Raw genomic sequence first — 23287 nt, forward strand, 5'->3', positions numbered from 1 at the left:
GTGGCAAAGGTACAACTTTCAAGCTATTCCCATAGCCTCCTCACCAAATGGTACAGATTTAGCTGCATGCATCAACATTAAACCCTTTAACTCCAACAATGAAAAAACAACTCGCCCTGGTAGGCCTGACGGCAACCCTACTCGTAAACGCCCAAATCGGACCCCGTCTTCCTTCCGCCCAAATCGGCGGAGAAAATTCCCGATGGACAGTCGGAGGATACGCCGGATTGGGAGGCTCCTTCGGCAACAACTGGGGAGGAACCACCGTATACCTCATGCCCCGCCTAGGGTATATGGCAACCGAAAACCTCGAGACCGGTATAGCCGGAAATCTCACTTGGCAAAACGCCAAATACGCTTCCTCCACCATGGCAGGCATCGGTCCTTTTGTCAATTACTATTTCGACCGTAGTTTCTATCTCAGCGGGATGTATCAGCATTATTTTTTCAACCAAAAAAACAAACTCACAAACTCAAAATACAGCAACGATGAAGCCGCACTCTACCTTGGCGCAGGCTACATGCAACGCATAGGAGGACGAGCCTACATGCAAATTGGAGGAATGTACAACCTCCTCTACAAAAGAGATCAATCTGTGTTTAGAGGAGCTTTCGTGCCCAACGTGGGCATCGTCTACGGCTTATAGCTCTCTTCCAACAAAAGCCAAAGGCGGTCGAGGTTTATTAACCCGACCGCCTTCCTATTAAAAAACAAATCTGAACTCCACCAATTATCTCAGCGCTAAATATTCCACACCATGGTGCTCTTCCATCGCTTTGGGTTCAGGAAAATGATAATGATGATCTTCGTAATAAGCCTCCTCGTAACGACCTCGGGAGCACAGTAAGCGGCTTAGAAAAAAAAGCCCCGTCGCCGCCAAAAAACCCAGTCCCGAAGCAATAATAATCTTCTTTTCGTTTCTCATAACGGTCTATTTCTTTTTGACTTTATAGAAGCAAAGAACATTCCCTTCTCCTTGCTCCTTGTTTTAATTTTTGTTAAAATTTTCTTTAACTTTGGAAAAATTGAAATTTCTATGACGTTTAAACATTTAGTTTTATCCGCAGGAGCCGCTTTCCTAACCTCCTGCGCCTCGCAAAACATGACAAAAAACCATTATCCCGAGACCAAAAAAGTCGATCATAAAGACCTCTATTTCGGAACAAGCGTTAGCGACCCTTACCGGTGGCTGGAAGACGATCGCGCCGAAGACACCAAAGACTGGGTGCAACGCCAAGTCGCCTTCACCAAAGATTATCTGAGCCAAATCCCCTTCCGGGAAGCCATCCGTCAGGAATTAAAGGAAATTTGGAATTACGAAAAAATCTCAGCACCGTTTAAAAGAGGCGACTACACCTACTTCTACAAAAACGACGGACTACAGGCCCAGTCCGTACTTTATCGAACCGACAAAAACGGACACACGGAAGTTTTTCTGGATCCCAACAAGTTTTCCGAAAAAGGAACCACGTCCCTCTCGGGTGTAGCATTCAACAAAAAAGGAACCCTCGTGGCTTACTCCATCTCCGAAGGCGGATCCGACTGGAATAAAATCATCATCATGGACGCCGTATCCAAAAAAATATTGGACGAGCCCATTGTGTCCAAGTTCAGCGGCGCTTCCTGGTTAGGCGACGAAGGTTTCTTCTACTCCAAATACGACCAGCCAAAGGAAGGCAGCCTACTCTCCGGACTAACCGACACCCATAAAGTTTATTTTCATAAACTCGGCACCAAAGCTCAGGACGACCAGCTTATCATCGGCGGGGAAAACTTCAAAAGACGATACATGAGTTTGGGCGTTTCCGACGACGAACGCTACCAAATCCTAAGCGCTGCTGTCGCTACCAATGGCAACGAACTCTACATTAAAGACACAAAAAATCCTAACGCCGGCTTTATCGCCATACAGAAAGGGTACGATTACAACACCGATTTTGTAGACTCCAAAGGCGATACCATTTACCTCACCACGGATAAAAACGCACCAAATACCAAGTTGGTCAAAACCTCCATCTCCAATCCCACGGTATGGGAAGACGTAATCCCGGAAGCCGAAAACGTACTCACCGTTTCCACCGGCGGCGGCTACCTTTTTGCCAAGTACATGAAAGATGCCGTATCCTATGTACGCCAGCTGGATTACGACGGAAAACTCATCCGAGAAATTGCTCTCCCCGGAAAAGGGACTGCCAGTGGGTTTTCAGGAAAAAACACCGAAAAGGAAATCTATTATTCTTTCAGCAACTACGTAACCCCAGGCACCACCTACAAATACAACGTGGAAACCGGAAAATCCGAAGTTTACAATCGTCCGAAAGTAAAATTCAATCCGGAAGATTATGTCTCCGAACAAGTCTTTTTCACCTCTAAGGACGGCACCAAAATACCGATGATGATTTCCTATAAAAAAGGATTGAAAAAAGACGGTAAAAACCCTACCATCCTATACTCTTACGGAGGGTTCAACATCTCACTAACCCCTTCTTTCTCGGTTGTTAATGCCGTTTGGATGGATAATGGAGGCATCTACGCCGTCCCCAACATCCGAGGCGGAGGCGAATACGGAAAAAAATGGCATGACGCAGGAACCAAAATGCAGAAAAAAAATGTTTTTGAAGACTTCATTGCCGCAGGAGAATACCTCCAAAACAACGGTTACACTTCTCCAGAATACATGGCTCTTTCCGGCCGTTCCAACGGCGGACTGCTGGTGGGTGCCACAATGACCATGCACCCCGACTTAGCCAAAGTGGCCTTCCCCGGAGTGGGTGTATTGGATATACTGAGATACAACAAATTCACCGCCGGAGCCGGCTGGGCGTACGACTACGGAACCGCCGAAGACAGCAAGGAAATGTTCGAATACCTCTATTCCTACTCGCCGGTACATCAAGTGAAAAAAGGCGTTTGCTATCCTTCCACCATGATCATCACCAGCGACCATGACGATCGCGTGGTGCCCGCACACTCCTTTAAATTCGGAGCCGAACTGCAAGAGAAACAATCCTGCCAAAACCCAACCCTCATCAGAATCGAAACCAATGCAGGGCACGGCGCAGGACGAAGCACCGACCAAGTCATCGGAGAAAATGCCGATCTCTTGAGTTTTGCCCTCTACGAAATGGGAATCCGAAGTCTGAACAAAAAATAAAGCGAAACCTCATCGCTTACCACCGCCTCATTTTTCCGATGAGGCGGTTTTCTTTTTACGAAAAAAAGCACGCAAGCCTTTTCGAGGTTTAGAAGAGGATTTTTTTGCCGCCGTTGTGGAATCTGTCTCTGGCGCAACCACACTCTGCACGTTTTCCTTTATTTGTTCAGCCGTGTTTTTGACCGCTTCCACCGCTTTACGAACACCTTGCTCCGTTTTTTCCGAACCTCCGCCAATCAATGTCTTTTTAAGTCCCGACTGTAACCCTTGCCAAAGCAGATTAAAAAACGATTTGGTCTTGTCCCGATCCACCTGTCCGATGTCCGCATCTTCCGAATAAGCATTGGTTTTTACAAACCAATTGGCTACCGTGGAAAGCAATTTGTTACGTTCCCCGTCCTGCTTTAGAATAGCCACTTTTAAGTCCTTATGGCTTATCTTTGTCCGACCGTTAATACCCTTCTTGTCCCCTTGAAAATCAAAATCCAAACGATGAATATACCCCGAGGTTCTAATTTTCAAATAGGGTTCCACAAAAGGATTAATCCCCGAAGCCGGCAAATCGACAATAGAACCCTTAATCGAAAAGGCATCCTTAGAACTCCCCGTGTCGAGAACCCACAAAACATTCATAGGTGAAACGCCCATAAACCGAGAGGAAACCGTAATAGGAATTTTACCTTTTTTCACTTTCCCCGAGTGCAAATCCTTCACCCGAATAGAAAGTGCATCGAATAGCAATTTCCCCGGACCGTCGCTTTTTTCCGTGTCTTCTTCGTAAACCAATTTGGAGTCCTTAATTTCGGTATCAGCCACAAAAAGAGGAAAATCTAAGTCGCGCAATAGCTCGGAATACATGGGTTTAACACGTTCATCATCCGGCGGAAGCTTACTGCGAAAAACATTGGCATCCAACCCCGTGATCAACACTTTTTCGGCATTAACCCCCGGCTGCTTCGAAAACAAATCCCAACGCCCTTTAACCTCCATCCGACGGATTTTTAAATCGTATAAATCTCTTTCGGTAGGAATCATTTTCACAAATTGGGAACGGCTAACAAGAGGACGGAGCACCATTCCCCCGATTTGAATCCGAGAAGGCTCCAACCGCATCTGTTCCACATCCAACCCATAAACGGCCCCCGCCCGCTGTCTGAAACGACGAACCGAAAGCAAGTAATCCGAAACGCTGAAAGGAAGAGCCTGAGTAAGCGTTTTTTCATTCACCTCCAAGTCTTTCAAACGAACCGACAAATCTTCCACCGACCGATGCGCCCCAGCTTTGCGTAAAGCCAACTTAACACGATCAACCTTCACTTCACCGATTTTCAACAGGTAAACAAACGCCCCCTTGTTAGACGAACGTTTATTTTTTGACACCGCCGGAAAATTCAACTCGCCGGAAACTCCATCCACCAAAAGACTTTTAGCATTGAGCTTAAACTTGCTTTCAACCAACCCCCAATCGTGGACTTTCAGTGCTATTTTTTCAATCTTCAAATCCTTGGAAAACGGAGCCGCCACCGCCAAACGACGAAGTTCCGCCGAAGAAGGCCCCACGACCGCTGCCCCGAGCCTTACGGATTCCCCCAGCCCTTTATAATAAAAATTTCGACCCACAACGCTAAAATCGCCATACGCAAAAGGAATACTCCCTTTAGCCGTTTCGTCATCCATTTTCAAACGACTGGCCTTCAGCTTCAGATCCCCCGCCGAAAATAAAACCGAACCGTCCGGCTTGAAAATTCGAAGTTTGGCTTTTTCAAAAAGTAAATCCTCCAAATCCACCACATAACCAAAACTCTTCTTTTTCTTCTCCGGCCTCGCCAACGTCGTATACATGGAAACATCCGGAGAAATAAAATCCACCCGAGAAAAGGCCAAACGATTATCCTTCAAACGAAGCCCTTTAAAACGCATCTGCTCCGCACGCACCTCAAACAAATTACGCTTGGCGGGATAATACCGCATAAACTGTTTATGGCTGAGCAGCGGAATCATCCTAAAATCCAAAATCTGCATCTGTTCGCCATCCGTACGAATCTCTGACGCCGTAAAAGCATAGACGTTGTCCGAACGAAAGAAAAACGATTTCCCGCGAATGCTATACTCATCGAAGACAACCGGAAGACGGTTTTCCACCCCCTGCTCGGTAAGACTGAAATCCCGAACCGACAAATCCAAATCCCGAACCGACAAAAAACGACTCCCATTATGCCTATTAAGAACAATCGTTCCTCTTTTAATCGCAACTTCCCCAAAAGCCACAGGCTCTTTTTTTCCTGTTTTTTCAGCCTTCGGACGAGGAAGGGTAATCGTCAGTTTAGGCTCTGCCAATACCAATGCCGAAGGACTCACCTTTTGGTTAAAAACAGCATCCCAAAGACCAATACCGCCAATAGTCAAAGTATCTACCGTTCCTTCTATTGCAACCACCTCATCGCTACTCCGTTTTTCGGTTTCAACCTTCAAGCCCGTAGCCCTAATACACCCCGAAGCCAACTCCACCGAAAAGGAATCGTAAGCCACCCGATAATCGGTATGGTTACGCACATACCCCGGAAGCCAATTCTGCAGCCATACATTAAGAATCGCATTGCCGAAAGCAAAAACCGCCGCCAAAGACACCAGTGCGACCAATCCGATTTTGAGCCATTTATTCATACTACAAAAATAGATTCCGACAGAAACAGAACGTTACATAATTTAACGGACTTCTATCAGGATAGCTACACCGAAGACGCCGAAACCTCCAAAGCCACCACATACCCCTCGTGCCCGCGCACATTCATAACCAAACCGCCTTCAAAAGCTAAATATTGCCCCTTAATCCCCCGAAGAACACCCGAAAATTCGGGTTTCTTATCCAATGTAAACGAAGTGATTTTCCCGAAAGCCTCATAGGGATAATCCAATTTTACAACCTCCGCCGTATCCTTGTAAAAATGCCGATAATCCTCAGGAAAATACGTTTTGATTTTCTCCCTAAAATCCTCCAAATCCATAGCGCCTTCAAAATCATCTTCCAACATCTTACGGTAGTTCGTTTTATCGGGAAGATACTGCTTGAGAGCCACCTCAATCATCCCTGCCTCATATCGGTTTTCGGTACGGGCAATCGGAAGGGCAAAAGTCGCCCCCTGATCAATCCAACGGGTCGGGACTTGACGCTCCCGAGTAACTCCCACTTTCACATCTCCCGTATAAGCCAAGTACACAACGTGCGGCTGCAACTGAATCTCCCGTTCCACCTCGATATCTCTCTCTTCCTCGTCCAAATGCGCCCGAGAAAGTTCAGGGCGGATAATCGTTTCGCTGGCATAAGGACTCTCAAAAAAGCATTTTTTACAGAACCCCATACGAAAAACCTTCTCATCACTGCCACATTCCACACACTGATACCCTAGATGCCTCAGTGTTATTTTTTTTCCTATCAACTGATTCACAGAAAGCAAATCCCCCGAAAGATTAAGATAATACCGGATAGGTTCCGCCAATTGGGTAGTCATTTTTAAAAGTTGTCCTTCGAATCGCATGGGAAATATTTTAGAGGGTAAAAATACAAAATCCCCTCTGCAAAAACTAATTTAATTAAATTTGCAACGGATTTGAAAAACATTCGGTATGCACTATCTCGTAACGGGAGGAAGCGGCTTTATCGGCTCTCATCTGGTGGAAGCCTTGTTAAAAAACGGACATTCTGTCATTAACATTGACAATTTTGACGATTTTTACGATTACAAAATCAAAATTTCCAACACCCTCGATTCTTTGGGTAAAAAAAACGATTTCGAATTTAAAGACAAAACGTCCGACATCGCAAGACTTACCGAAAGCACCTTGCCCGAAAATTACAAACTCTACCCTATCGACATTCGGGATAAAGAAGGCTTAAAAACCGTTTTCGAACAAAATCCCATTGACATGGTGGTTCATTTAGCCGCACTGGCCGGTGTTCGTCCCTCCATTGAGAGGCCTTTAGACTACGAAGAAGTCAATATACGAGGCACCATGAACCTATGGGAGCTATGCAAAATCCACGGCATCAAAAAATGCGTTATCGCTTCTTCCTCAAGCGTTTACGGCAACAACGAAAAAATCCCCTTTACCGAGACCGATAACGTAGACCGCCCGATTTCCCCCTATGCCGCCACAAAAAAATGCGGTGAAATTCTCGGACACGTGTACCATCATCTCTATGGTATCGACATGATCCAACTCCGCTTTTTCACGGTCTATGGCCCGCGTCAAAGACCGGATCTCGCCATACACAAATTCACAAAACGAATTTACGAAGACACCTCCATTCCGTTCTACGGCGACGGTTCTACCGCAAGGGACTACACCTATATCGAAGACATCATAGACGGCATCCTTAAAGCTTCGGCTTATTTGGAATCCCACCACAACGTGTACGAAATCCTAAATCTTGGCGAAAACGAAGTTGTTAACCTCAACACCATGGTCTCGACCATTGAAAAAAACCTAAACAAAACAGCCAAGAGAGAATCTCTTCCCATGCAGCCCGGAGACGTCCAAAAAACCAATGCCGACATCTCGAAGGCGAAAACATTGGTTCAGTATCAACCCAAGACGTCCTTCCAAAATGGCATAAAAAAATTTGTGGAATGGTTTTTGAGAAACAGAAAATCAGACGGTAATCCGGCAAAAAACGCCTAAAAAAGTCTCTGCACGGCCTACCCTCTTAAACAAGCCCCAAAAGGGCAAAAAAAGAATTACTAAAAAGAATTGAAAGTCAGGTTGAAAAAAGTTTTTTTTCCCGCCTAATTTTATACTTTTGCAAAACATTAAAATACGTTAAAGCTATGTATTGGACATTAGAATTAGCTTCCTATTTAAGCGATGCTCCTTGGCCGATGACCAAGGCAGAACTTATCGACTATGCCATTAGAACAGGTGCGCCTATGGAAGTCGTAGAAAACCTCCAAGCCATTGAAGATGAAGGTGAAATCTACGAGTCTATCGAAGAAGTGTGGAGTGATTATCCTACCGATGAGGATTTCCTCTGGAACGAAGACGAATACTAAAACCCAGCTGTCGGCTCCGGCCGACGGCTCATTTTATATTAAGTAAAGTAAACCTTGCGAGTCGTTTCCGGCCAAAGCCGGACACCGCATTATTTTAAATCAGTACGGGTACAAAGTCCCAAGCGAGAAGTAAACAACGAATATGAGTTTCTTAGACAAAGTTCTAAAAGGGTTTCTCGGCGATAAAAATGCCAAAGACCTGAAAGAAGTAAAAAAAGTAGTAGCAAAAATCAAGGCGGTTGAGCCGGAAATCGAAAAACTCTCCGATAATGACCTGAGAGAGAAGACCAATGCGTTTAAAGAAAAACTAAAAACGGCTACTGCCTCCATCACTTCGCAGATTGAAGAAATCCGCGAAAAGATAAAAACAACCTCCAATATCGACGAAAAAGAGGCACTGTTTTCCAAAATCGAGGAACTGAAGAAAAACTCGTACAACATCGAGGAAAAAATCCTTACCGATATTCTCCCTGAAGCTTTTGCCCTAATCAAAGAAACCTCTAAAAGATGGGCGAAAAACGGAGAAATCCGCGTAAAGGCAACCGAGTGGGATCACCAATTGGCAGCCGCAGGCAAAGATTTTGTTGAAATCCAAGGAGAAGAAGCCGTTTGGAAAAACCGTTGGAACGCTCACGGGACAGAAGTGGTTTGGGACATGGTTCATTACGACGTCCAGTTCATAGGCGGGGTGGTTCTCCACAGCGGTAAAATTGCCGAGATGGCGACCGGAGAAGGAAAAACCCTCGTAGGGACCTTACCGATTTACCTTAATGCCCTCCCCGGAAGAGGTGTACACGTGGTTACCGTTAACGACTATTTGGCTCGAAGAGACTCGGCGTGGATGGGGCCGCTATACCAATTCCATGGTCTTTCCATCGATTGTATCGACAACCACCAACCGAATTCCGACGGCAGAAGAAAAGCCTACAATTCCGACATCACCTACGGAACCAATAACGAATTCGGGTTCGATTACCTTCGGGATAATATGGTAACCTCACCAACGGAACTCGTTCAGCGCGAACTCAATTTCGCCATTGTCGATGAGGTGGACTCCGTTTTGGTGGATGATGCCAGAACCCCTCTCATTATTTCAGGGCCTGTTCCTCAGGGCGACCGTCAGGAATTTGACCTTTTAAGACCTTCGGTGGATCGCATCGTGGAGGTTCAAAAGAAAACGGTTTCGCAAATTTTCAACGAAGCCAAGAAGCTCATTGCTTCAGGAAAAACCAAAGAAGGAGGATTCAAACTCCTGCAAGCCTACAGAGGACTACCAAAATCTCGACCGCTCATCAAATTCCTATCGGAAACGGGGAACAAAGCCTTGCTTCAAAAGGTGGAAGCCCAATACATGCAGGATAACAATAGGGATATGCCTATCGTCGATCAAGATTTGTACTTCGTAATTGACGAAAAGAACAACCAAATCGACTTGACCGATAAAGGGGTGGAATACCTCTCTGCCGGCAATGAGGACAAAGAATTTTTCGTTCTTCAAGACATTGCCACCGAAGTTGCGGAACTGGAAGCCAAAAACCTTTCCAAAGAGGAGGAGTTCGCTCAAAAGGAGGAACTATTCCGTAATTTTGCGGAAAAATCCGAACGGATCCATACCCTGAACCAGCTTTTAAAGGCCTATACCCTTTTCGAAAAAGACGACGAATACGTTGTGATTGACGGTGAAGTGAAAATCGTGGACGAACAAACCGGCCGTATTATGGAAGGCCGACGCTACTCTGACGGTCTCCACCAAGCCATCGAAGCTAAAGAAAACGTAAAAATAGAAGCTGCCACCCAAACCTTTGCCACCATTACCTTGCAAAACTACTTCCGTATGTATAACAAGTTGGCAGGGATGACCGGTACGGCCGAAACCGAAGCCGGAGAACTTTGGGAAATTTACAAATTGGATGTCGTCGTAATTCCGACCAACCGTCCTATTCAAAGAGACGACCGCCAAGATTTAGTTTATAAAACCAATCGGGAGAAATACAATGCGGTGATCGAAGAAATCGAAAGACTAACGGCCGCTGGAAGACCCGTATTGGTAGGAACGACTTCTGTCGAGATTTCCCAGCTTCTGTCCAAAGCGTTGCAACTGAGAAAAATTTCGCATCAGGTACTCAACGCCAAACTCCATAAAAAAGAGGCAGAAATTGTTGCCGAAGCCGGAAGACCGGGGCAGGTAACCATCGCCACCAACATGGCCGGACGGGGAACCGATATTAAACTGAGAGAAGGCGTAAAAGAAGCCGGAGGTTTGGCCATCATCGGTACCGAGCGTCATGACTCAAGAAGGGTAGACCGCCAGTTGAGAGGACGGGCAGGACGTCAGGGAGATCCCGGAAGTTCTCAATTCTACGTTTCTTTGGAGGATAACCTTATGCGGCTTTTCGGGTCGGAGCGTATTGCCAAAATGATGGACCGCATGGGACACAAAGAAGGCGAAGTCATCCAGCATTCGATGATTACCCGTTCCATTGAAAGAGCTCAGAAAAAAGTCGAAGAAAATAATTTCGGAATCCGTAAACGGTTATTGGAATACGACGATGTGATGAACAAACAAAGAGACGTTATATACAAAAGAAGGAAAAACGCACTCTTTGGCGATCATCTGAAATACGATATTTCCAACATGATTTACGACGTTTCCCAAGCTATTGTGAACCAAGGGAAAGTCGATGGAAATTTCAAGGATTTTGAATACGAAGTCATCAAAACCTTCACCATGGAGTCGCCGGTATCCGAAAGCGAATTCAAGAACAAAACCGCTGCAGAACTCACTCAGATCGTTTTCCAAGCAGCGCAGGAGGATTACAAGAATCGTTTGGAGTTATTGAAAGAAAAAGCCTTCCCTATCATCGAGAATGTTTATCAAAACCAAGGCGCCATGTTCAAGATGATTCAAGTGCCTTTCTCCGACGGGGTCAAAACGATGACCATCGTAACCGACCTGAAAGAGGCCTACGAAACCCGTTGCCAAAGCTTGGTGGACGACTTCGAGAAAAACATCACGCTTTCCATTATCGACGACAATTGGAAAACCCACCTTCGCGAAATGGACGACTTGAGACGTTCTTCCCAAGGGGCCGTTTATGAGCAGAAAGATCCGCTGGTCATCTACAAACAAGAATCATTCTACCTGTTCAGCGAAATGGTAGACAAAATTAACAGGGAAGCCATTTCGTTCCTATACAAAGGCGAAATTCCGGCTTAATCAAAACTTATTTTTATAACCCCAAAAAACTTCTCCTTTTCGGGAGAAGTTTTTTATTGTTTTCATCGAAAATTTTCGCTGACTCTTCTCATAAATCAAAAAAACCATAGCGAAAAAGCCACTTATTTTTACTAATTTTAGGCTCTAATTATCTGAACATGGCACTAAAAGATTTATCAAAACAAGTGGCGTTAGGTATTGATGTAGGTGGCACCAACACCAAATTCGGACTGGTTAACCACCGAGGCGATATTTTGGCAAAAGGTTCCATAAAAACCGATCGTTTTGAAAAAGTAGAAGATTACCTCGACGAATTACATAAAACACTAACCCCTCTCATTGAGGAAACCTGCAAGGACAAAACCTTGGAAGGTATCGGAGTCGGCGCGCCAAATGCCAATTATTACAGTGGCACCATCGAGCACGCTCCCAACCTAAAATGGAAAGGCGTAATTCCCTTCGCAAAACTGATGACCGAAAAATTCGGACTTCCTTGCAAAATTACCAATGACGCCAATGCCGCCGCCTTAGGCGAAATGCAATACGGTGCAGCACGCGGAATGAAGGATTTCATCATGATCACCTTAGGGACGGGGGTTGGCAGCGGAATCGTAGCCGGAGGAAATCTCGTCTATGGTCATGACGGTTTTGCCGGAGAGCTCGGCCATACCATCGTTAAACCCAACGGCAGAAAACACTGGAGCACAGGATCGGAAGGAAGTTTAGAAGCCTACGCTTCGGCCACGGGCATCGCTATCACGGCAAAAAAAATGCGTGCGGAATTTCCAGAATCCATGCTCAACGAATTCGCCGAAGAAGACATCAACTCGAAAACCGTTCACGAATGTGCACTGAAAGGGGATCCCACCGCCATTGAAGTCTTCCGTTACACGGGTCAAAAACTGGGCGAAGCCTTGGCTAATTTCGTCATGTTCTCGTCTCCTGAAGCCATTTTACTCTTCGGAGGCGTCATCAAAGCCGGCGATTTTATCTTAAAACCCGCCAAACTCCACATGGAAAGAAACCTTTTGCCCATATTCCGAGGGAAAGTGGCGTTGGTTTTCAGCGAATTGGATGAAGCTGACGCTGCAATTCTCGGCGCAAGCGCCCTCGTTTGGGAAAAGTAAAACCCTAAAAAAACATCCTCAAAAGAGGATGTTTTTTTTATTTATGATTGATTAATTCTCACATTTAAGGCTTCATTCGATTGTATTCCTCCCCTTCGTTCTTGTTTCCCGAATACTTTGGAGGATAACCTTTCCCTTTCTCGCCTTCCCCATGCATCTCCATACGCCGATCCATCATTCGGTCCCGCATTTTCCATTCGTTTTGGAACATTTTAAGCACTTTTTTAGAACCTACCAACGCCTCCATTTTCCGAGCATATTCTCTTCGGTGATCCAAAAGAGCCTGACCTAAAGAAAAACTCTCTTCCAGTTTCGTTTTTGCTTCGGCTTCCGTCAACTCATCGGGGTTAAAATCCTTGGAAAAACGATCTTTAATCCGCCGCTGAGAATCCTGATACTCTCCGTATAACCCCCTAAAAACCTCTCTGTCCCGCTCCTGAATCTGTAGTTCCTCCAACATCATGTTCTCCCTAAATTGTTTCAAGATTTCTCTCTTTTCTTCAGGGCTCATTTTCTTCATCATCTCCTTACGCTCAGCAGACCCCGCCTTTTGCCAATCCAATCCCAACTGAACCTGAGCACCCGCCAAAACAGGAAAAACAGCCATCAAAACACCCAATACAATTACTCTCATTTTTTCTCTTTTTCAATTAAATAAATCCAAATAAACATCCATTTCTGCCTCTTTAGCCATCTCCGTTAATTCTGCCTTATTCAACGAGGCCAAAATCTGATCCACCGACTCCCGACTTCCTTTTACGGCAGCTGCTTTCGGAGAAGCTACCGTTACGTTTTTCTCCGCTGAAGCCACCATTACTTCTTCCCTCTTAGGCTCCAATCGGTCCCCCTCAGCCGCTTGTTCTTTTCTCTCTTCCGCCTCCTCTTCACGCCCAACCGTCGGACGCTTCGAAATCCAATCTCCCCCCTGATCCTCCAACGGCAAGGCAACAAAAGAAGAATCCATCGTCTTCTCCTCCGAAGCCCTAAAGCCAATCCCATACCACAATCCCAAAGCACAAATCAAAACCACAGAAGCCGCCACAGCCCACCAACGGTAACCAGAAAAGCGAGATCGTCCACCCGAATGCATCGGCACAATCGCACCGCCCGAAGAAGCCTCGTGCGAAACACGATCCAAAACACGACGCTGCATTTCATCAAAAAAACCTTCCGGAACGTCATAAATACGCTCGCGTTTCCACTTGTCTATATCCAAATTATCCATTTTTTTCATGAGTCCTGAGAGAGTTTACTTTTCATAATGAGTCCTGATATAATCCTCTATTTTACTTTTCGCATAGTGATAGTTGGTTTTAAGAGTTCCCACCGACATCTCCAGCAGTTTACTGAGTTCGTCATAAGAAAGTTCGTCATAATACCGAAGTGTAAAAACCAACCGCTGCTTCTCCGGCAAAGCCTGAATCGCCTGCTGCAATAAGATTTGGATTTCATCCGCATCCGACGAGGCATTGGAAGCAACCAAATTCTGCATGTAATGCTCCGCATCGCCATCCGCTTTTAGCATTTTTTTATTCTTATTGAGCCATTGCAACGCCTCATTGGTGGCAATTCGATACAACCAAGTGTAAAGCTGGCTGTCCTGCTTAAACTGATGAAAATTCTGATAAGCCTTAATAAAAGTATCCTGCAAAACATCCTGCGCGTTATCATGCACCACCACCAAACGCCGAATATGCCAATAAAGCCTGCTTTGATAAGCATCCATCATCGCCCGAAGCCCGTTGTCACGGGTGCGCTCTTCAGCCATCATCGAAATAATTTCCGCGTCTTTGTTCTTCATTGGATACTCTCGTTGGTTGGATAAAAAAATCAAGTAAAGGTTAAATGGAACCCCTTCCCTGCTTTTTATTTTTTTGAAACCTAAGCAAATATCATGAAAAACCATCAAAAACCGCCTATACTTTTATTATTTATCTTTGCACAATGGAAATCATTATCATCGGATCGGGCCACGTGGCCTACCATATGGCAAAAAACTTCGCAAGCAACGGCATCAACGTAAAACAGCTTTTCGGCCGTAATCCTCAAACCCTCAGAGCCATCGCCGAAGAAACCGGATTCCCGTTCTCCACGGAAAAATTGGAAAAAGCCGACCTCTACCTGATATGCGTTAGCGATAATGCCGTAGAAGAAGTTTCCACCCAAATAAAAAATCCTAATGCGCTAGTGGCCCACACTTCCGGCTCCCTTCCGAAAGAAATTCTTTCCGGCACTTACCGAAAGGCTTCCTTTTACCCTCTGCAAACCTTCTCTAAACATAAACCTCTCGATTATCAAAACATCCCGGTCTTCATCGAAGCAGATGCCCCCGAAGACCAAAACCTGCTCTCGGAACTCGCCCACCGCTTTTCCGATAAAGTTCTCATCACTAACTACCATCAACGCCGCTACCTCCACTTGGCCGCCGTGTTCGCTTGTAATTTCGCCAATCATCTCTTTGCCCGAGCCAAAGAACTACTCGATACCCAAAACATCCCCTTCGACTTCCTTCTTCCCCTAATTGAAGAAACCGTCGGAAAAATTCATACCCTTTCGCCCAAAAAAGCCCAAACCGGCCCCGCCGTAAGAAACGATCAAAAAGTAATCGCCTTGCATCGGACCCTTCTCCAAAACGAGGCTCAAAAAAGAATCTACGAAACCATGAACAAAGCCATCATCGAAATGCACGCCCCCTCAAAAAGCAATTCAAACCAAAGCCTCTCCAAAGAATAAGAAAAACCGAAATCTCCCCCTTGTAACAAAAAGCATTCTTTCTCGTCTAATCCAGCAAACGTTTCCCATGAAAAGATTCTTGATAATTTGTTGGTGTTTGGTGTTGTCTACGGCTTATTCCCAATCCAAATGGACCCTTGAGCAATGCGTGGAGTACGCCTCCAAAAACAACCTTCAAATCCTTAACACCACCTACAACAAACAACTGCAAGATAAAAATCTGGAAATTGCCAAACGTGAAAAACTCCCCGCCGTCAGCGGAAGTATTGCTCACAATACCAATTTCGGACAACAGCAATTCGGGAGTTTCATCCAGCGAAACGACTCCTACAGCAACAACGCCAACATAAGTGCCAGCGTCCCCCTGTACAACCACGGGCGAATAGAGAAAACCATCCGAAAAGCAGACTACGAAGTTGAAGCCGCCCAATACGACATCGAAACCATAAAAAACAACATCTCGCTGCAAATTGCCCAAGAATACCTCGCCGTTCTCCTGAATAAAGAAATAGCGCTAATCAGCCGTAGCGCCATGGAAAACGCCGAAAAAATCTACCAAAGAGCAAAAATAACCACCCAAGTCGGCACCACCGCCCAAACCGTACTGGCCGAGGCCGAAGCTTCGCTCGCAAGGGAAAAACAAAATCTTAACACCGCTGAAATCAATGTCCGACGGAGTTTGTTCAACCTGGCACAACTCCTGCAATTGGAAAATTATAAAACGTTTGACATCGTGGAACTTCCACTTCAAGCGCCCGTTGACGCTCCTTTCCGTTCTACCGAAAATACACTCAGCACCGCCTACGGGCAACTGCCCCAAATCAAAGCAGCCGAAAGTAGGATAAAAGCAGCCGAAGCCCAAACCGAAATCGTCCAAACCTCTTTTTATCCCGTAATTTCGGGCAGTCTGGGACTGGGTACTTTTTATTTCAACAATCTCAACAGCAGTACCGATACCCGCCTCCTAAACCAATACAAAAATAATTTCGGACAGCAAGTCGGTATCTCAGCCAACATCCCCCTATTCAACAAAGGAATCACCAAACGCCAAGTGGAACAAGCCAAAATCAACGAGAGCATCGCCAAAAATTCTCTTCTCCAACAAAAACAAGAAGTAAAACAAAACATCCAAAAAGCCCAGTTCGATACCGAAAATCATTATGAAAATTATTTGGCCGCCCTTCAGGCAGAAAAAAGTTCGGCATTGGCACTGGATTTCGCCGAGAAAAGCTATGCTGCAGGACGAACCTCCATTTACGACCTCAATATCGCCCGAAATCATTACGCCAATGCACAAGGAAGCACCGCACAAGCCAAATACAACTATCTTTTTAGTTTAAAACTTCTCGACTTCTACGCCGGCATTCCCCTAGCGTTATAGCCGCTTTTTTAGTTAATCCCATGGCTTTCTTTTTATTAGAAAAATATCTGCCCGAGCAGACTTTCCCCCTGCTCCAAAAGTGGATCGGGCAAAGACCGCTCCACATCAAAATAACCAAAGAGCGACAAAGCAAACTCGGCGATTATCGCCAACTCGAAGACCGCTCGCATCAGATTTCCATTAATGCCACCCTGCCTCCTTTTCTTTTCTTTTTTGTCCTTACCCACGAACTGGCTCACCTCCTTGCTTTTGAACGCTTTGGGCACCGCATTGCTCCACATGGCTCCCAATGGAAGGCCACTTTCGGAGAAATGATAGTGGAAAGCCTATACCTCTATCCGGAAGATCTGCGACCGATTCTGAAAAAATTCAGTCTTTCCCCCAAAGCCAACTTCATGGCTAGTCCCGATTTGGTTAGCTATTTTCGATTAAAAGACCTGCCTCCCGATTTTGTACTCGTAAAAGATCTTCCCGAAGCCTCCCGGTTTGTCTATAACCGAAAAAACTACCAACTCCTAAGGAAAATGAAAAAGAATTATCTTTGTAAAAATATTGATAACGGCAAGTCGTACGTCTTTCAAAGCATCGTCCCCGTTAAACCTCTAAAGTAAATTTTCATGCTGGATAAAAATCACTATTGCGTTATTATGGCCGGCGGTATCGGAAGCCGCTTTTGGCCAATGAGCACCACCAAATACCCTAAGCAATTTCAAGATATTTTGGGAATCGGACGTACCATGATTCAACAAACCTACGACCGCATCAGCCAACTCATTCCCTCGGAAAACATCTACGTCATTACCAACCAAGAGTACATTGAACTCTGCACCTCCCAGCTTCCCGAAATCCCAACCGCCAACATTGTGGGCGAACCAGCCATGAAAAACACCGCAGCTTGCAACCTCTACATGGCCAACAAAATCGCAGCCGAAAACCCTAAGGCCAAAATGGTCGTCCTTCCCGCCGACCATCTGATTCTGAAAGAGCAGCGGTTTATCGAAAAAATAACCCTGGCCTTCCAACTCATCGCCGAAGAAGATTACCTGATTACTTTGGGCATCAAGCCCACCCGACCCGACACAGGCTACGGCTACATCCAATACCTGAGTTCCGAACAAGGCGACGTACACAAAGTGAAAACCTTTACGGAAAAACCTATTTTGGAAATTGCCAAAACCTTCCTCGAAAGCGGTGATTTTCTTTGGAATGCCGGCATTTTCGTATGGAGCACCCAGTCTATTCTAAAAGCTTTCGATACGTTTTTACCCGAAATGGTTCAGCAATTCAGCTACTGCGAATACAACTCTCTGAGAGAAAAGGAGTGCATCGGTCTTATTTACCCCAAAGTCAATAAGATTTCCATCGACAACGGTATTTTGGAAAAAGCCCAAAACGTTTACGTTATCCCTGCCGATCTAGGATGGAGCGATTTAGGCACTTGGACTTCCGTCTATCAAAACGCCAAAAAAGACGAGCAAAACAACGCCATAAACTCCAAAAACATCCTTACCTACAATGCTAAAGGCAATATCGTAAGATTAAAAAACAAAAAGAAAGCAGCCATTATCGACGGACTGAAAGATTACATCATCGTCGATACGGATAAATCCCTACTCATCTGCCCTCGGGATAACGACCAACTCATCAAAGATTACGTGATGGATCTCCGAAATCTGAAGAAAGGCGAACGTTACATGTAAGTCTGATTTTAATTTACCGGCCTATCGTAATTTTTATTACTTTTAAGGTATTATATAAAATACCGCCATGCTGATTAAAATCTACGGAAGTGCCCTTTACGGCGTATCCGCACAAAAAATTACCATCGAAGTGAATGTCGCTACGGGCGGCGTAGGTTACCACTTGGTAGGATTACCGGACAATGCCATAAAGGAATCCAGCTACAGAATCTCCGCCGCACTAAAAAATGTAGGCTACCATGTTCCTGGAAAAAAAATAACAATCAATATGGCTCCAGCCGACCTTAGAAAAGAAGGTTCGGCCTACGACCTAAGCATCGCCTTAGGCATTCTCGCCGCCTCCGGACAAATCGAAGCTTCTACCATAGGCGATTATTTGATTATGGGTGAACTCTCTCTGGACGGAAGCCTTCATCCCATCAAGGGCGTTTTGCCCATTGCCATAAAAGCCAAAGAAGACGGCTTCAAAGGTATTATTCTGCCCATTCAAAATGCCAAAGAAGCTGCCATCGTCAGCGCATTAGAGGTGTATGGCGCAGAAAACATCAAAGAAGTTATTGCGTTCTTTCATGAAGGACGCCCCCTCAAACAAGTAACCATTGACACGCGAAAGGCTTTTCAGGAAAAAATAAATACTTTCCCTTTTGACTTTTCAGAAATTAAGGGTCAAGAAACCGCCAAAAGAGCCATGGAAGTTGCTGCCGCAGGCGGGCATAACATCATCCTTATCGGCCCTCCGGGAAGCGGAAAAACCATGCTCGCCAAAAGAATCCCCAGCATCCTGCCTCCCCTGACCCTAAAGGAAGCGTTAGAAACCACTAAAATCCATTCCGTGGCAGGAAAAATAGGCGCCGAAGCCTCCCTGATGACCGCCCGCCCATTTCGAAATCCCCACCATTCGATCTCCGATGTGGCTCTGGTAGGCGGAGGAAGCTATCCCCAGCCCGGTGAAATATCCCTTGCCCATAACGGAGTCCTCTTCTTAGACGAAATGCCCGAATTCAAAAGAACAGTATTGGAAGTTCTGCGCCAACCTCTCGAAGATCGGGAAGTAACCATTTCCCGAGCCAAATTCACCGTAAACTACCCGGCCAGCTTCATGTTGGTCGCCTCCATGAACCCCAGCCCCAGCGGCTACTTCCCCGACGACCCGAACAACACGTCTTCCCCCTCCGAAATGCAACGCTACCTGAATAAAATTTCCGGCCCTCTTTTGGATCGGATTGACATTCACATCGAAGTTCCAAAAGTTGACTTTGACCAACTAACCGAACGAAAATCCGGCGAAACCAGCCAACAAATCCGAGAACGCGTCCTTAAAGCCAGAGAAAAACAATCGCACCGATACCAAAATCTTCCCATCCATTACAACGCCCAAATGGGCCCCAAAGAGCTCGACGCTTATTGCCAATTGGACGCCAATGCCAAAGCCCTCATAAAAAGAGCCATGGAAAAACTAAATCTTTCCGCCCGAGCCTACGACCGCATCTTAAAAGTTGCCCGAACCATTGCCGATTTGGACAATGCCGAAGCCATCCTGTCGCCACATATTGCCGAAGCCATTCAATACCGAAGTCTGGATCGGGAGTTTTGGAACGCTTAATCCGAAAGATTTTAACCCCAAATTCCCCACCTCCTAAAAAAAAGGTTCGGACAATAATCTCGTCCGAACCTTTCCGTTTCTTATAACTCCGTTTAACAAAGCGTTAATCGTTCAGTTTCAATACCGCCATAAAAGCACTCTGAGGCACTTCCACCCGGCCAATTTGCTTCATTTTCTTCTTTCCCTCCTTCTGCTTTTCCAAGAGTTTTCGTTTTCTGGAAATATCCCCACCGTAACACTTAGCCGTCACGTCTTTACGCAACGCCTTAATCGTTTCTCTTGCAATCACCTTAGTCCCAAGGGCTGCCTGAACCGCAATATCAAACTGCTGTCTCGGAATCAGTTCCCGAAGTTTTTCACACATCTTTTTACCAATACCGTAAGCATTATCTTGGTGAATCAGCGAAGAAAGTGCATCCACCATGTCCCCGTTAATCAGGATATCCATTTTCACCAGCTTAGAAGCCCGGAAACCTATCGGATGATAATCAAACGAAGCATACCCCTTGGAAATCGACTTCAATCGGTCGTAAAAATCAAACACCACCTCGGAAAGCGGCATATTAAAGACCAATTCCACCCGGTCGGACGTCAGATAGCTCTGATTCACGATTTCCCCTCGTTTCTCGATGCAAAGAGTCATGACCGAACCCACAAAATCCGACTTCGTGATAATAGAGGCCTTGATGTAAGGCTCTTCCACACGGTCCAAAAGGGTCGGATCAATCATCTCCGAAGGGTTATTGATTAAAATTGCATCCTCGGGGTTCTTTTTAGAATACCCATGGTACGATACGTTGGGCACCGTCGTGATTACGTTCATCCCAAATTCCCGATCCAAACGCTCCTGAACAATCTCCATGTGAAGCATCCCCAAGAAACCGCATCGGAACCCAAAGCCCAAAGCTGCAGAACTCTCAGCCTCAAATACCAATGACGCATCGTTAAGCCTCAATTTTTCCAATGAAACCCGAAGTTCTTCAAAATCTTCAGACTCCACCGGGTAAATCCCTGCAAAAACCATTGGTTTCACTTCTTCAAAACCTTCAATGGCTGCCGTTGCAGGACGCTCCACCGAGGTAATCGTATCCCCGACTTTAACTTCACGAGCGTCTTTAATCCCCGAAATAATATACCCTACATCCCCACAACCAATTTCCTGCTTGGGAGCCTGCTTGAGTTTCAGCGTCCCAACCTCATCGGCGTCATAGGTTTTCTCCGTCGCCATGAATTTGACCTTCTGTCCTTTTTTAATGCTTCCGTTCACCACTTTAAAATAAGCTTCAATCCCACGAAAAGGATTAAAAACAGAGTCAAAAATCAAGGCCTGAAGCGGCGCATTCGGATCCCCCTGAGGCGCCGGAATACGCTCGACTATCTGCTCCAAAAGTTCGTGAACCCCTTCCCCGGTTTTTCCGGAAACACGAAGCACATCCTCCGGTGCACAACCCAAAAGATTCACAATTTCATCGGTAACCTCTTCAGGATTAGCCGAAGGAAGGTCTATTTTATTGAGAATCGGAATAATTTCCAAGTCGTTCTCCAAAGCCAAATAAAGGTTCGAAATTGTCTGCGCCTGAATACTCTGAGCCGCATCCACAATCAGCAAAGCCCCTTCGCATGCCGCAATGGAACGGGAAACCTCGTAAGAAAAATCCACGTGTCCCGGCGTATCAATAAGATTAAGTATGTACTTTTCGCCCTTGTACTCATAATCCATTTGGATCGCATGAGATTTAATAGTAATCCCCCGCTCTTTTTCCAAATCCATATCGTCCAAAGTCTGAGCCTGCAACTCCCGCTGAGACACCGTATTGGTGTATTCCAGCAACCGATCCGCCAAAGTAGACTTTCCGTGATCAATATGAGCAATAATGCAAAAATTTCTGATGTTTTTCATCGATACAATATAATAGTCCGCAAAGATAAAAAAAAGTGCCCCGTCGTGAAATAGCAATCCGAAAAAACAGAGACTCCTTTAAAAATTCCAATCTTTTTTGTAAAAAATAAAAAAGCTTTCACGATCGTGAAAGCTTTCAAAAGTAGCCCGTAGGGGAATCGAACCCCTCTTGCAAGAATGAAAATCTTGAGTCCTAACCGATAGACGAACGGGCCGCTGTATCTAAAACTAAGCTAATTTATTAACGTGCTTAGTCAACTTGCTCTTTAGGTTAGCTGCTTTATTCTTATGAATGATATTCTTTTTAGCAAGCTTATCCAACAAAGAAATCACCTTAGGAAGTTGCTCAGAAGCCACAGCCTTATCCTCCTCGTTTCTAAGAACCTTCATCGCAGTTCTAGCCGTTTTGTGATAATACCTGTTACGCAGTCTTCTAGCAGCGTTCTGTCTGATTCTCTTTAATGATGATTTATGATTTGCCATAATTGTTTCTCAATTGTGGGTGCAAAGATATGACTTTTTTCTAAACTTCCAAATTTTTAATGAAAAAAAATTAAAAATTATTTTTCTATTCTTTCTCCAAATACCGACGAAGCTTCTCCAAAGCCCCATCAATACACTCCTGTTCTTTCTCCCGCTCTATTTTACGCACGGTATTTTCCAACATAATAATCGCATTGTGCCATTCCCCCGTATTATTCGTAAAAGTATATTCGTCTATAGTCACCTCAAAAACACCTCTTTCCCCCTCTCTTCGCAACCTGAATGCCACCTCGTCATCACACCCCTTAACACCTTCATTATCCACCACAAGATGATACAATTTGGGTTTGGCTAATATCTTTTTCAAAAGCAACTGCGCTTCCTGTATCTTAAGAACCCTCATGCCTACTATGATTTGATCTAAACACTTGAAAAAAACTTTTCAAAAAATACCTCCTCATGCTTTTCCACAAAAATAAACCTTTTTCGTCAAATCCCCCTCAACCGTATTCCCCATCCATAAAAATCATAACGAAAACAAAGGCGTTAATCCTCACCAACAATCGGATGGGACAGCGAAACGACTTATTATTGTATTTCGCATTCAATGTCTATATCAGCGACAATACCGTGCTTATTTAGTAAAGCAATAGCAAGGCAAACGATTTAGCACGAAAATCAAGATTGCGGGAAGCCCTGTGTGTTGTAGGCTCCCCATTTTCAGTACAGTTCAAAAGTAGTAATTTCTTTTAGTTTTCTGATGTTATTGTTGTTAACTGATGAGGAAAAATGGTCAGGAAAAGCGTTGGCTTTTGCCTGGGCTTGCTGTCCATTTTTCCTCATCACGGGTGATAGGCCTCCCAGGGCATCATGCGGGCGATGGTAGTTGTAATCTTCTACCCACTCATGGGTTACCTCTCTTACTTCGTCCAGTGTTGAA

21 protein-coding genes and 1 tRNA gene are annotated in these 23287 nt (G+C 45.2%); 11 read left to right on the forward strand and 11 right to left on the reverse strand.

What is annotated here, in order from left to right; translation table 11 throughout:
- Positions 1-98 precede the first annotated feature (98 nt).
- Positions 99-647, forward strand: a complete 549-nt coding sequence (locus tag VQ048_RS04690) for a hypothetical protein (protein WP_327610529.1) — start codon at positions 99-101, stop codon at positions 645-647.
- An 84-nt stretch (positions 648-731) separates the two neighbouring features.
- Here VQ048_RS04690 and VQ048_RS04695 read toward each other — a convergent pair whose 3' ends face one another.
- Positions 732-926 (reverse strand): hypothetical protein, encoded by a 195-nt coding sequence (locus VQ048_RS04695; protein WP_327610530.1) that lies wholly within the window; start codon positions 924-926, stop codon positions 732-734.
- Between the two features lie 111 nt (positions 927-1037).
- Between VQ048_RS04695 and VQ048_RS04700 the strand changes: the two genes are divergently transcribed.
- On the forward strand, positions 1038-3155 hold the full coding sequence (locus VQ048_RS04700; protein WP_327610531.1) for a prolyl oligopeptidase family serine peptidase: 2118 nt from the start codon (positions 1038-1040) through the stop codon (positions 3153-3155).
- A gap of 27 nt (positions 3156-3182) precedes the next feature.
- Here VQ048_RS04700 and VQ048_RS04705 read toward each other — a convergent pair whose 3' ends face one another.
- On the reverse strand, positions 3183-5819 hold the full coding sequence (locus VQ048_RS04705; RefSeq protein ID WP_327610532.1) for an AsmA family protein: 2637 nt from the start codon (positions 5817-5819) through the stop codon (positions 3183-3185).
- Between the two features lie 65 nt (positions 5820-5884).
- Entirely contained in the window at positions 5885-6691 is an 807-nt protein-coding gene (locus VQ048_RS04710; protein WP_327610533.1) for a DUF2797 domain-containing protein, read from the reverse strand.
- Between the two features lie 88 nt (positions 6692-6779).
- Between VQ048_RS04710 and VQ048_RS04715 the strand changes: the two genes are divergently transcribed.
- From VQ048_RS04715 to VQ048_RS04730, 4 genes are all read left to right on the forward strand, one after another.
- Complete coding sequence (locus VQ048_RS04715; protein WP_327610534.1) at positions 6780-7835, forward strand: GDP-mannose 4,6-dehydratase; 1056 nt, start codon at positions 6780-6782, stop codon at positions 7833-7835.
- A gap of 146 nt (positions 7836-7981) precedes the next feature.
- Complete coding sequence (locus tag VQ048_RS04720; protein ID WP_002662059.1) at positions 7982-8203, forward strand: DUF2795 domain-containing protein; 222 nt, start codon at positions 7982-7984, stop codon at positions 8201-8203.
- Between the two features lie 142 nt (positions 8204-8345).
- Positions 8346-11420, forward strand: a complete 3075-nt coding sequence (secA, locus tag VQ048_RS04725; RefSeq protein WP_327610543.1) for a preprotein translocase subunit SecA — start codon at positions 8346-8348, stop codon at positions 11418-11420.
- A 158-nt stretch (positions 11421-11578) separates the two neighbouring features.
- Complete coding sequence (locus tag VQ048_RS04730) at positions 11579-12547, forward strand: ROK family protein (protein ID WP_327610544.1); 969 nt, start codon at positions 11579-11581, stop codon at positions 12545-12547.
- A gap of 64 nt (positions 12548-12611) precedes the next feature.
- Here the strand turns inward: VQ048_RS04730 and VQ048_RS04735 are convergent, their stop codons facing one another.
- Genes VQ048_RS04735 through VQ048_RS04745 form a run of 3 tightly spaced genes read right to left on the reverse strand, consistent with a single transcriptional unit; the run spans position 12612 to position 14348 of the window.
- Positions 12612-13181, reverse strand: a complete 570-nt coding sequence (locus VQ048_RS04735) for a hypothetical protein (protein ID WP_327610545.1) — start codon at positions 13179-13181, stop codon at positions 12612-12614.
- 12 nt (positions 13182-13193) lie between these two features.
- Positions 13194-13772 carry a hypothetical protein gene (locus VQ048_RS04740; protein ID WP_327610546.1) on the reverse strand — a complete coding sequence of 193 codons (579 nt, stop codon included), beginning with the start codon at positions 13770-13772 and terminating at the stop codon, positions 13194-13196.
- Between the two features lie 24 nt (positions 13773-13796).
- The gene (locus tag VQ048_RS04745) at positions 13797-14348 is read right to left on the reverse strand and encodes an RNA polymerase sigma factor (RefSeq protein WP_327610547.1); all 552 of its coding nucleotides are present in this window, start codon (positions 14346-14348) and stop codon (positions 13797-13799) included.
- A gap of 143 nt (positions 14349-14491) precedes the next feature.
- Between VQ048_RS04745 and VQ048_RS04750 the strand changes: the two genes are divergently transcribed.
- The 5 genes from VQ048_RS04750 to VQ048_RS04770 all read left to right on the forward strand — a co-directional run bounded on the left by VQ048_RS04750 (position 14492) and on the right by VQ048_RS04770 (position 19964).
- On the forward strand, positions 14492-15280 hold the full coding sequence (locus VQ048_RS04750) for a Rossmann-like and DUF2520 domain-containing protein (protein ID WP_327610548.1): 789 nt from the start codon (positions 14492-14494) through the stop codon (positions 15278-15280).
- 67 nt (positions 15281-15347) lie between these two features.
- Positions 15348-16661: a TolC family protein gene (locus tag VQ048_RS04755; RefSeq protein ID WP_327610549.1), complete on the forward strand. Its 1314-nt coding sequence runs from the start codon at positions 15348-15350 to the stop codon at positions 16659-16661.
- A 20-nt stretch (positions 16662-16681) separates the two neighbouring features.
- Positions 16682-17272 carry a SprT-like domain-containing protein gene (locus tag VQ048_RS04760; RefSeq protein WP_327610550.1) on the forward strand — a complete coding sequence of 197 codons (591 nt, stop codon included), beginning with the start codon at positions 16682-16684 and terminating at the stop codon, positions 17270-17272.
- A 6-nt stretch (positions 17273-17278) separates the two neighbouring features.
- The gene (locus VQ048_RS04765) at positions 17279-18361 is read left to right on the forward strand and encodes a mannose-1-phosphate guanylyltransferase (protein WP_327610551.1); all 1083 of its coding nucleotides are present in this window, start codon (positions 17279-17281) and stop codon (positions 18359-18361) included.
- A gap of 67 nt (positions 18362-18428) precedes the next feature.
- Positions 18429-19964, forward strand: a complete 1536-nt coding sequence (locus VQ048_RS04770; RefSeq protein ID WP_327610552.1) for a YifB family Mg chelatase-like AAA ATPase — start codon at positions 18429-18431, stop codon at positions 19962-19964.
- Between the two features lie 103 nt (positions 19965-20067).
- Here the strand turns inward: VQ048_RS04770 and lepA are convergent, their stop codons facing one another.
- The 5 genes from lepA to VQ048_RS04795 form a co-directional block, all read right to left on the reverse strand.
- On the reverse strand, positions 20068-21864 hold the full coding sequence (gene lepA, locus VQ048_RS04775; RefSeq protein WP_327610553.1) for a translation elongation factor 4: 1797 nt from the start codon (positions 21862-21864) through the stop codon (positions 20068-20070).
- A 143-nt stretch (positions 21865-22007) separates the two neighbouring features.
- A tRNA-Glu gene (locus VQ048_RS04780) sits at positions 22008-22079 on the reverse strand.
- Positions 22080-22092: 13 nt separating this feature from the next.
- The gene (gene rpsT / locus VQ048_RS04785; protein WP_327610554.1) at positions 22093-22347 is read right to left on the reverse strand and encodes a 30S ribosomal protein S20; all 255 of its coding nucleotides are present in this window, start codon (positions 22345-22347) and stop codon (positions 22093-22095) included.
- Between the two features lie 85 nt (positions 22348-22432).
- Positions 22433-22750 carry a hypothetical protein gene (locus VQ048_RS04790; RefSeq protein ID WP_327610555.1) on the reverse strand — a complete coding sequence of 106 codons (318 nt, stop codon included), beginning with the start codon at positions 22748-22750 and terminating at the stop codon, positions 22433-22435.
- Positions 22751-23067: 317 nt separating this feature from the next.
- Positions 23068-23287 (reverse strand): integrase core domain-containing protein (locus VQ048_RS04795; protein WP_327610556.1); only part of this gene is annotated, 220 nt, incomplete at its 5' end.

It is taken from the genome of Bergeyella anatis, assembly GCF_036016955.1.
Lineage (GTDB): Bacteria > Bacteroidota > Bacteroidia > Flavobacteriales > Weeksellaceae > JAYWXI01.

What these genes read in the sequence shown, in the direction of transcription:
- VQ048_RS04745 (WP_327610547.1), bottom strand. Translation starts at nt 14,348, where the DNA reads ATGAAGAACAAAGACGCGGAAATTATTTCGATGATGGCTGAAGAGCGC.
- VQ048_RS04710 (WP_327610533.1), bottom strand. Translation starts at nt 6,691, where the DNA reads ATGCGATTCGAAGGACAACTTTTAAAAATGACTACCCAATTGGCGGAA.
- VQ048_RS04735 (WP_327610545.1), bottom strand. Translation starts at nt 13,181, where the DNA reads ATGAGAGTAATTGTATTGGGTGTTTTGATGGCTGTTTTTCCTGTTTTG.
- VQ048_RS04765 (WP_327610551.1), top strand. Translation starts at nt 17,279, where the DNA reads ATGCTGGATAAAAATCACTATTGCGTTATTATGGCCGGCGGTATCGGA.
- VQ048_RS04715 (WP_327610534.1), top strand. Translation starts at nt 6,780, where the DNA reads ATGCACTATCTCGTAACGGGAGGAAGCGGCTTTATCGGCTCTCATCTG.
- VQ048_RS04790 (WP_327610555.1), bottom strand. Translation starts at nt 22,750, where the DNA reads ATGAGGGTTCTTAAGATACAGGAAGCGCAGTTGCTTTTGAAAAAGATA.
- VQ048_RS04740 (WP_327610546.1), bottom strand. Translation starts at nt 13,772, where the DNA reads ATGGATAATTTGGATATAGACAAGTGGAAACGCGAGCGTATTTATGAC.
- VQ048_RS04695 (WP_327610530.1), bottom strand. Translation starts at nt 926, where the DNA reads ATGAGAAACGAAAAGAAGATTATTATTGCTTCGGGACTGGGTTTTTTG.
- VQ048_RS04755 (WP_327610549.1), top strand. Translation starts at nt 15,348, where the DNA reads ATGAAAAGATTCTTGATAATTTGTTGGTGTTTGGTGTTGTCTACGGCT.
- VQ048_RS04760 (WP_327610550.1), top strand. Translation starts at nt 16,682, where the DNA reads ATGGCTTTCTTTTTATTAGAAAAATATCTGCCCGAGCAGACTTTCCCC.
- secA (WP_327610543.1), top strand. Translation starts at nt 8,346, where the DNA reads ATGAGTTTCTTAGACAAAGTTCTAAAAGGGTTTCTCGGCGATAAAAAT.
- VQ048_RS04730 (WP_327610544.1), top strand. Translation starts at nt 11,579, where the DNA reads ATGGCACTAAAAGATTTATCAAAACAAGTGGCGTTAGGTATTGATGTA.
- VQ048_RS04705 (WP_327610532.1), bottom strand. Translation starts at nt 5,819, where the DNA reads ATGAATAAATGGCTCAAAATCGGATTGGTCGCACTGGTGTCTTTGGCG.
- VQ048_RS04700 (WP_327610531.1), top strand. Translation starts at nt 1,038, where the DNA reads ATGACGTTTAAACATTTAGTTTTATCCGCAGGAGCCGCTTTCCTAACC.
- VQ048_RS04720 (WP_002662059.1), top strand. Translation starts at nt 7,982, where the DNA reads ATGTATTGGACATTAGAATTAGCTTCCTATTTAAGCGATGCTCCTTGG.
- rpsT (WP_327610554.1), bottom strand. Translation starts at nt 22,347, where the DNA reads ATGGCAAATCATAAATCATCATTAAAGAGAATCAGACAGAACGCTGCT.
- VQ048_RS04770 (WP_327610552.1), top strand. Translation starts at nt 18,429, where the DNA reads ATGCTGATTAAAATCTACGGAAGTGCCCTTTACGGCGTATCCGCACAA.
- lepA (WP_327610553.1), bottom strand. Translation starts at nt 21,864, where the DNA reads ATGAAAAACATCAGAAATTTTTGCATTATTGCTCATATTGATCACGGA.
- VQ048_RS04750 (WP_327610548.1), top strand. Translation starts at nt 14,492, where the DNA reads ATGGAAATCATTATCATCGGATCGGGCCACGTGGCCTACCATATGGCA.
- VQ048_RS04690 (WP_327610529.1), top strand. Translation starts at nt 99, where the DNA reads ATGAAAAAACAACTCGCCCTGGTAGGCCTGACGGCAACCCTACTCGTA.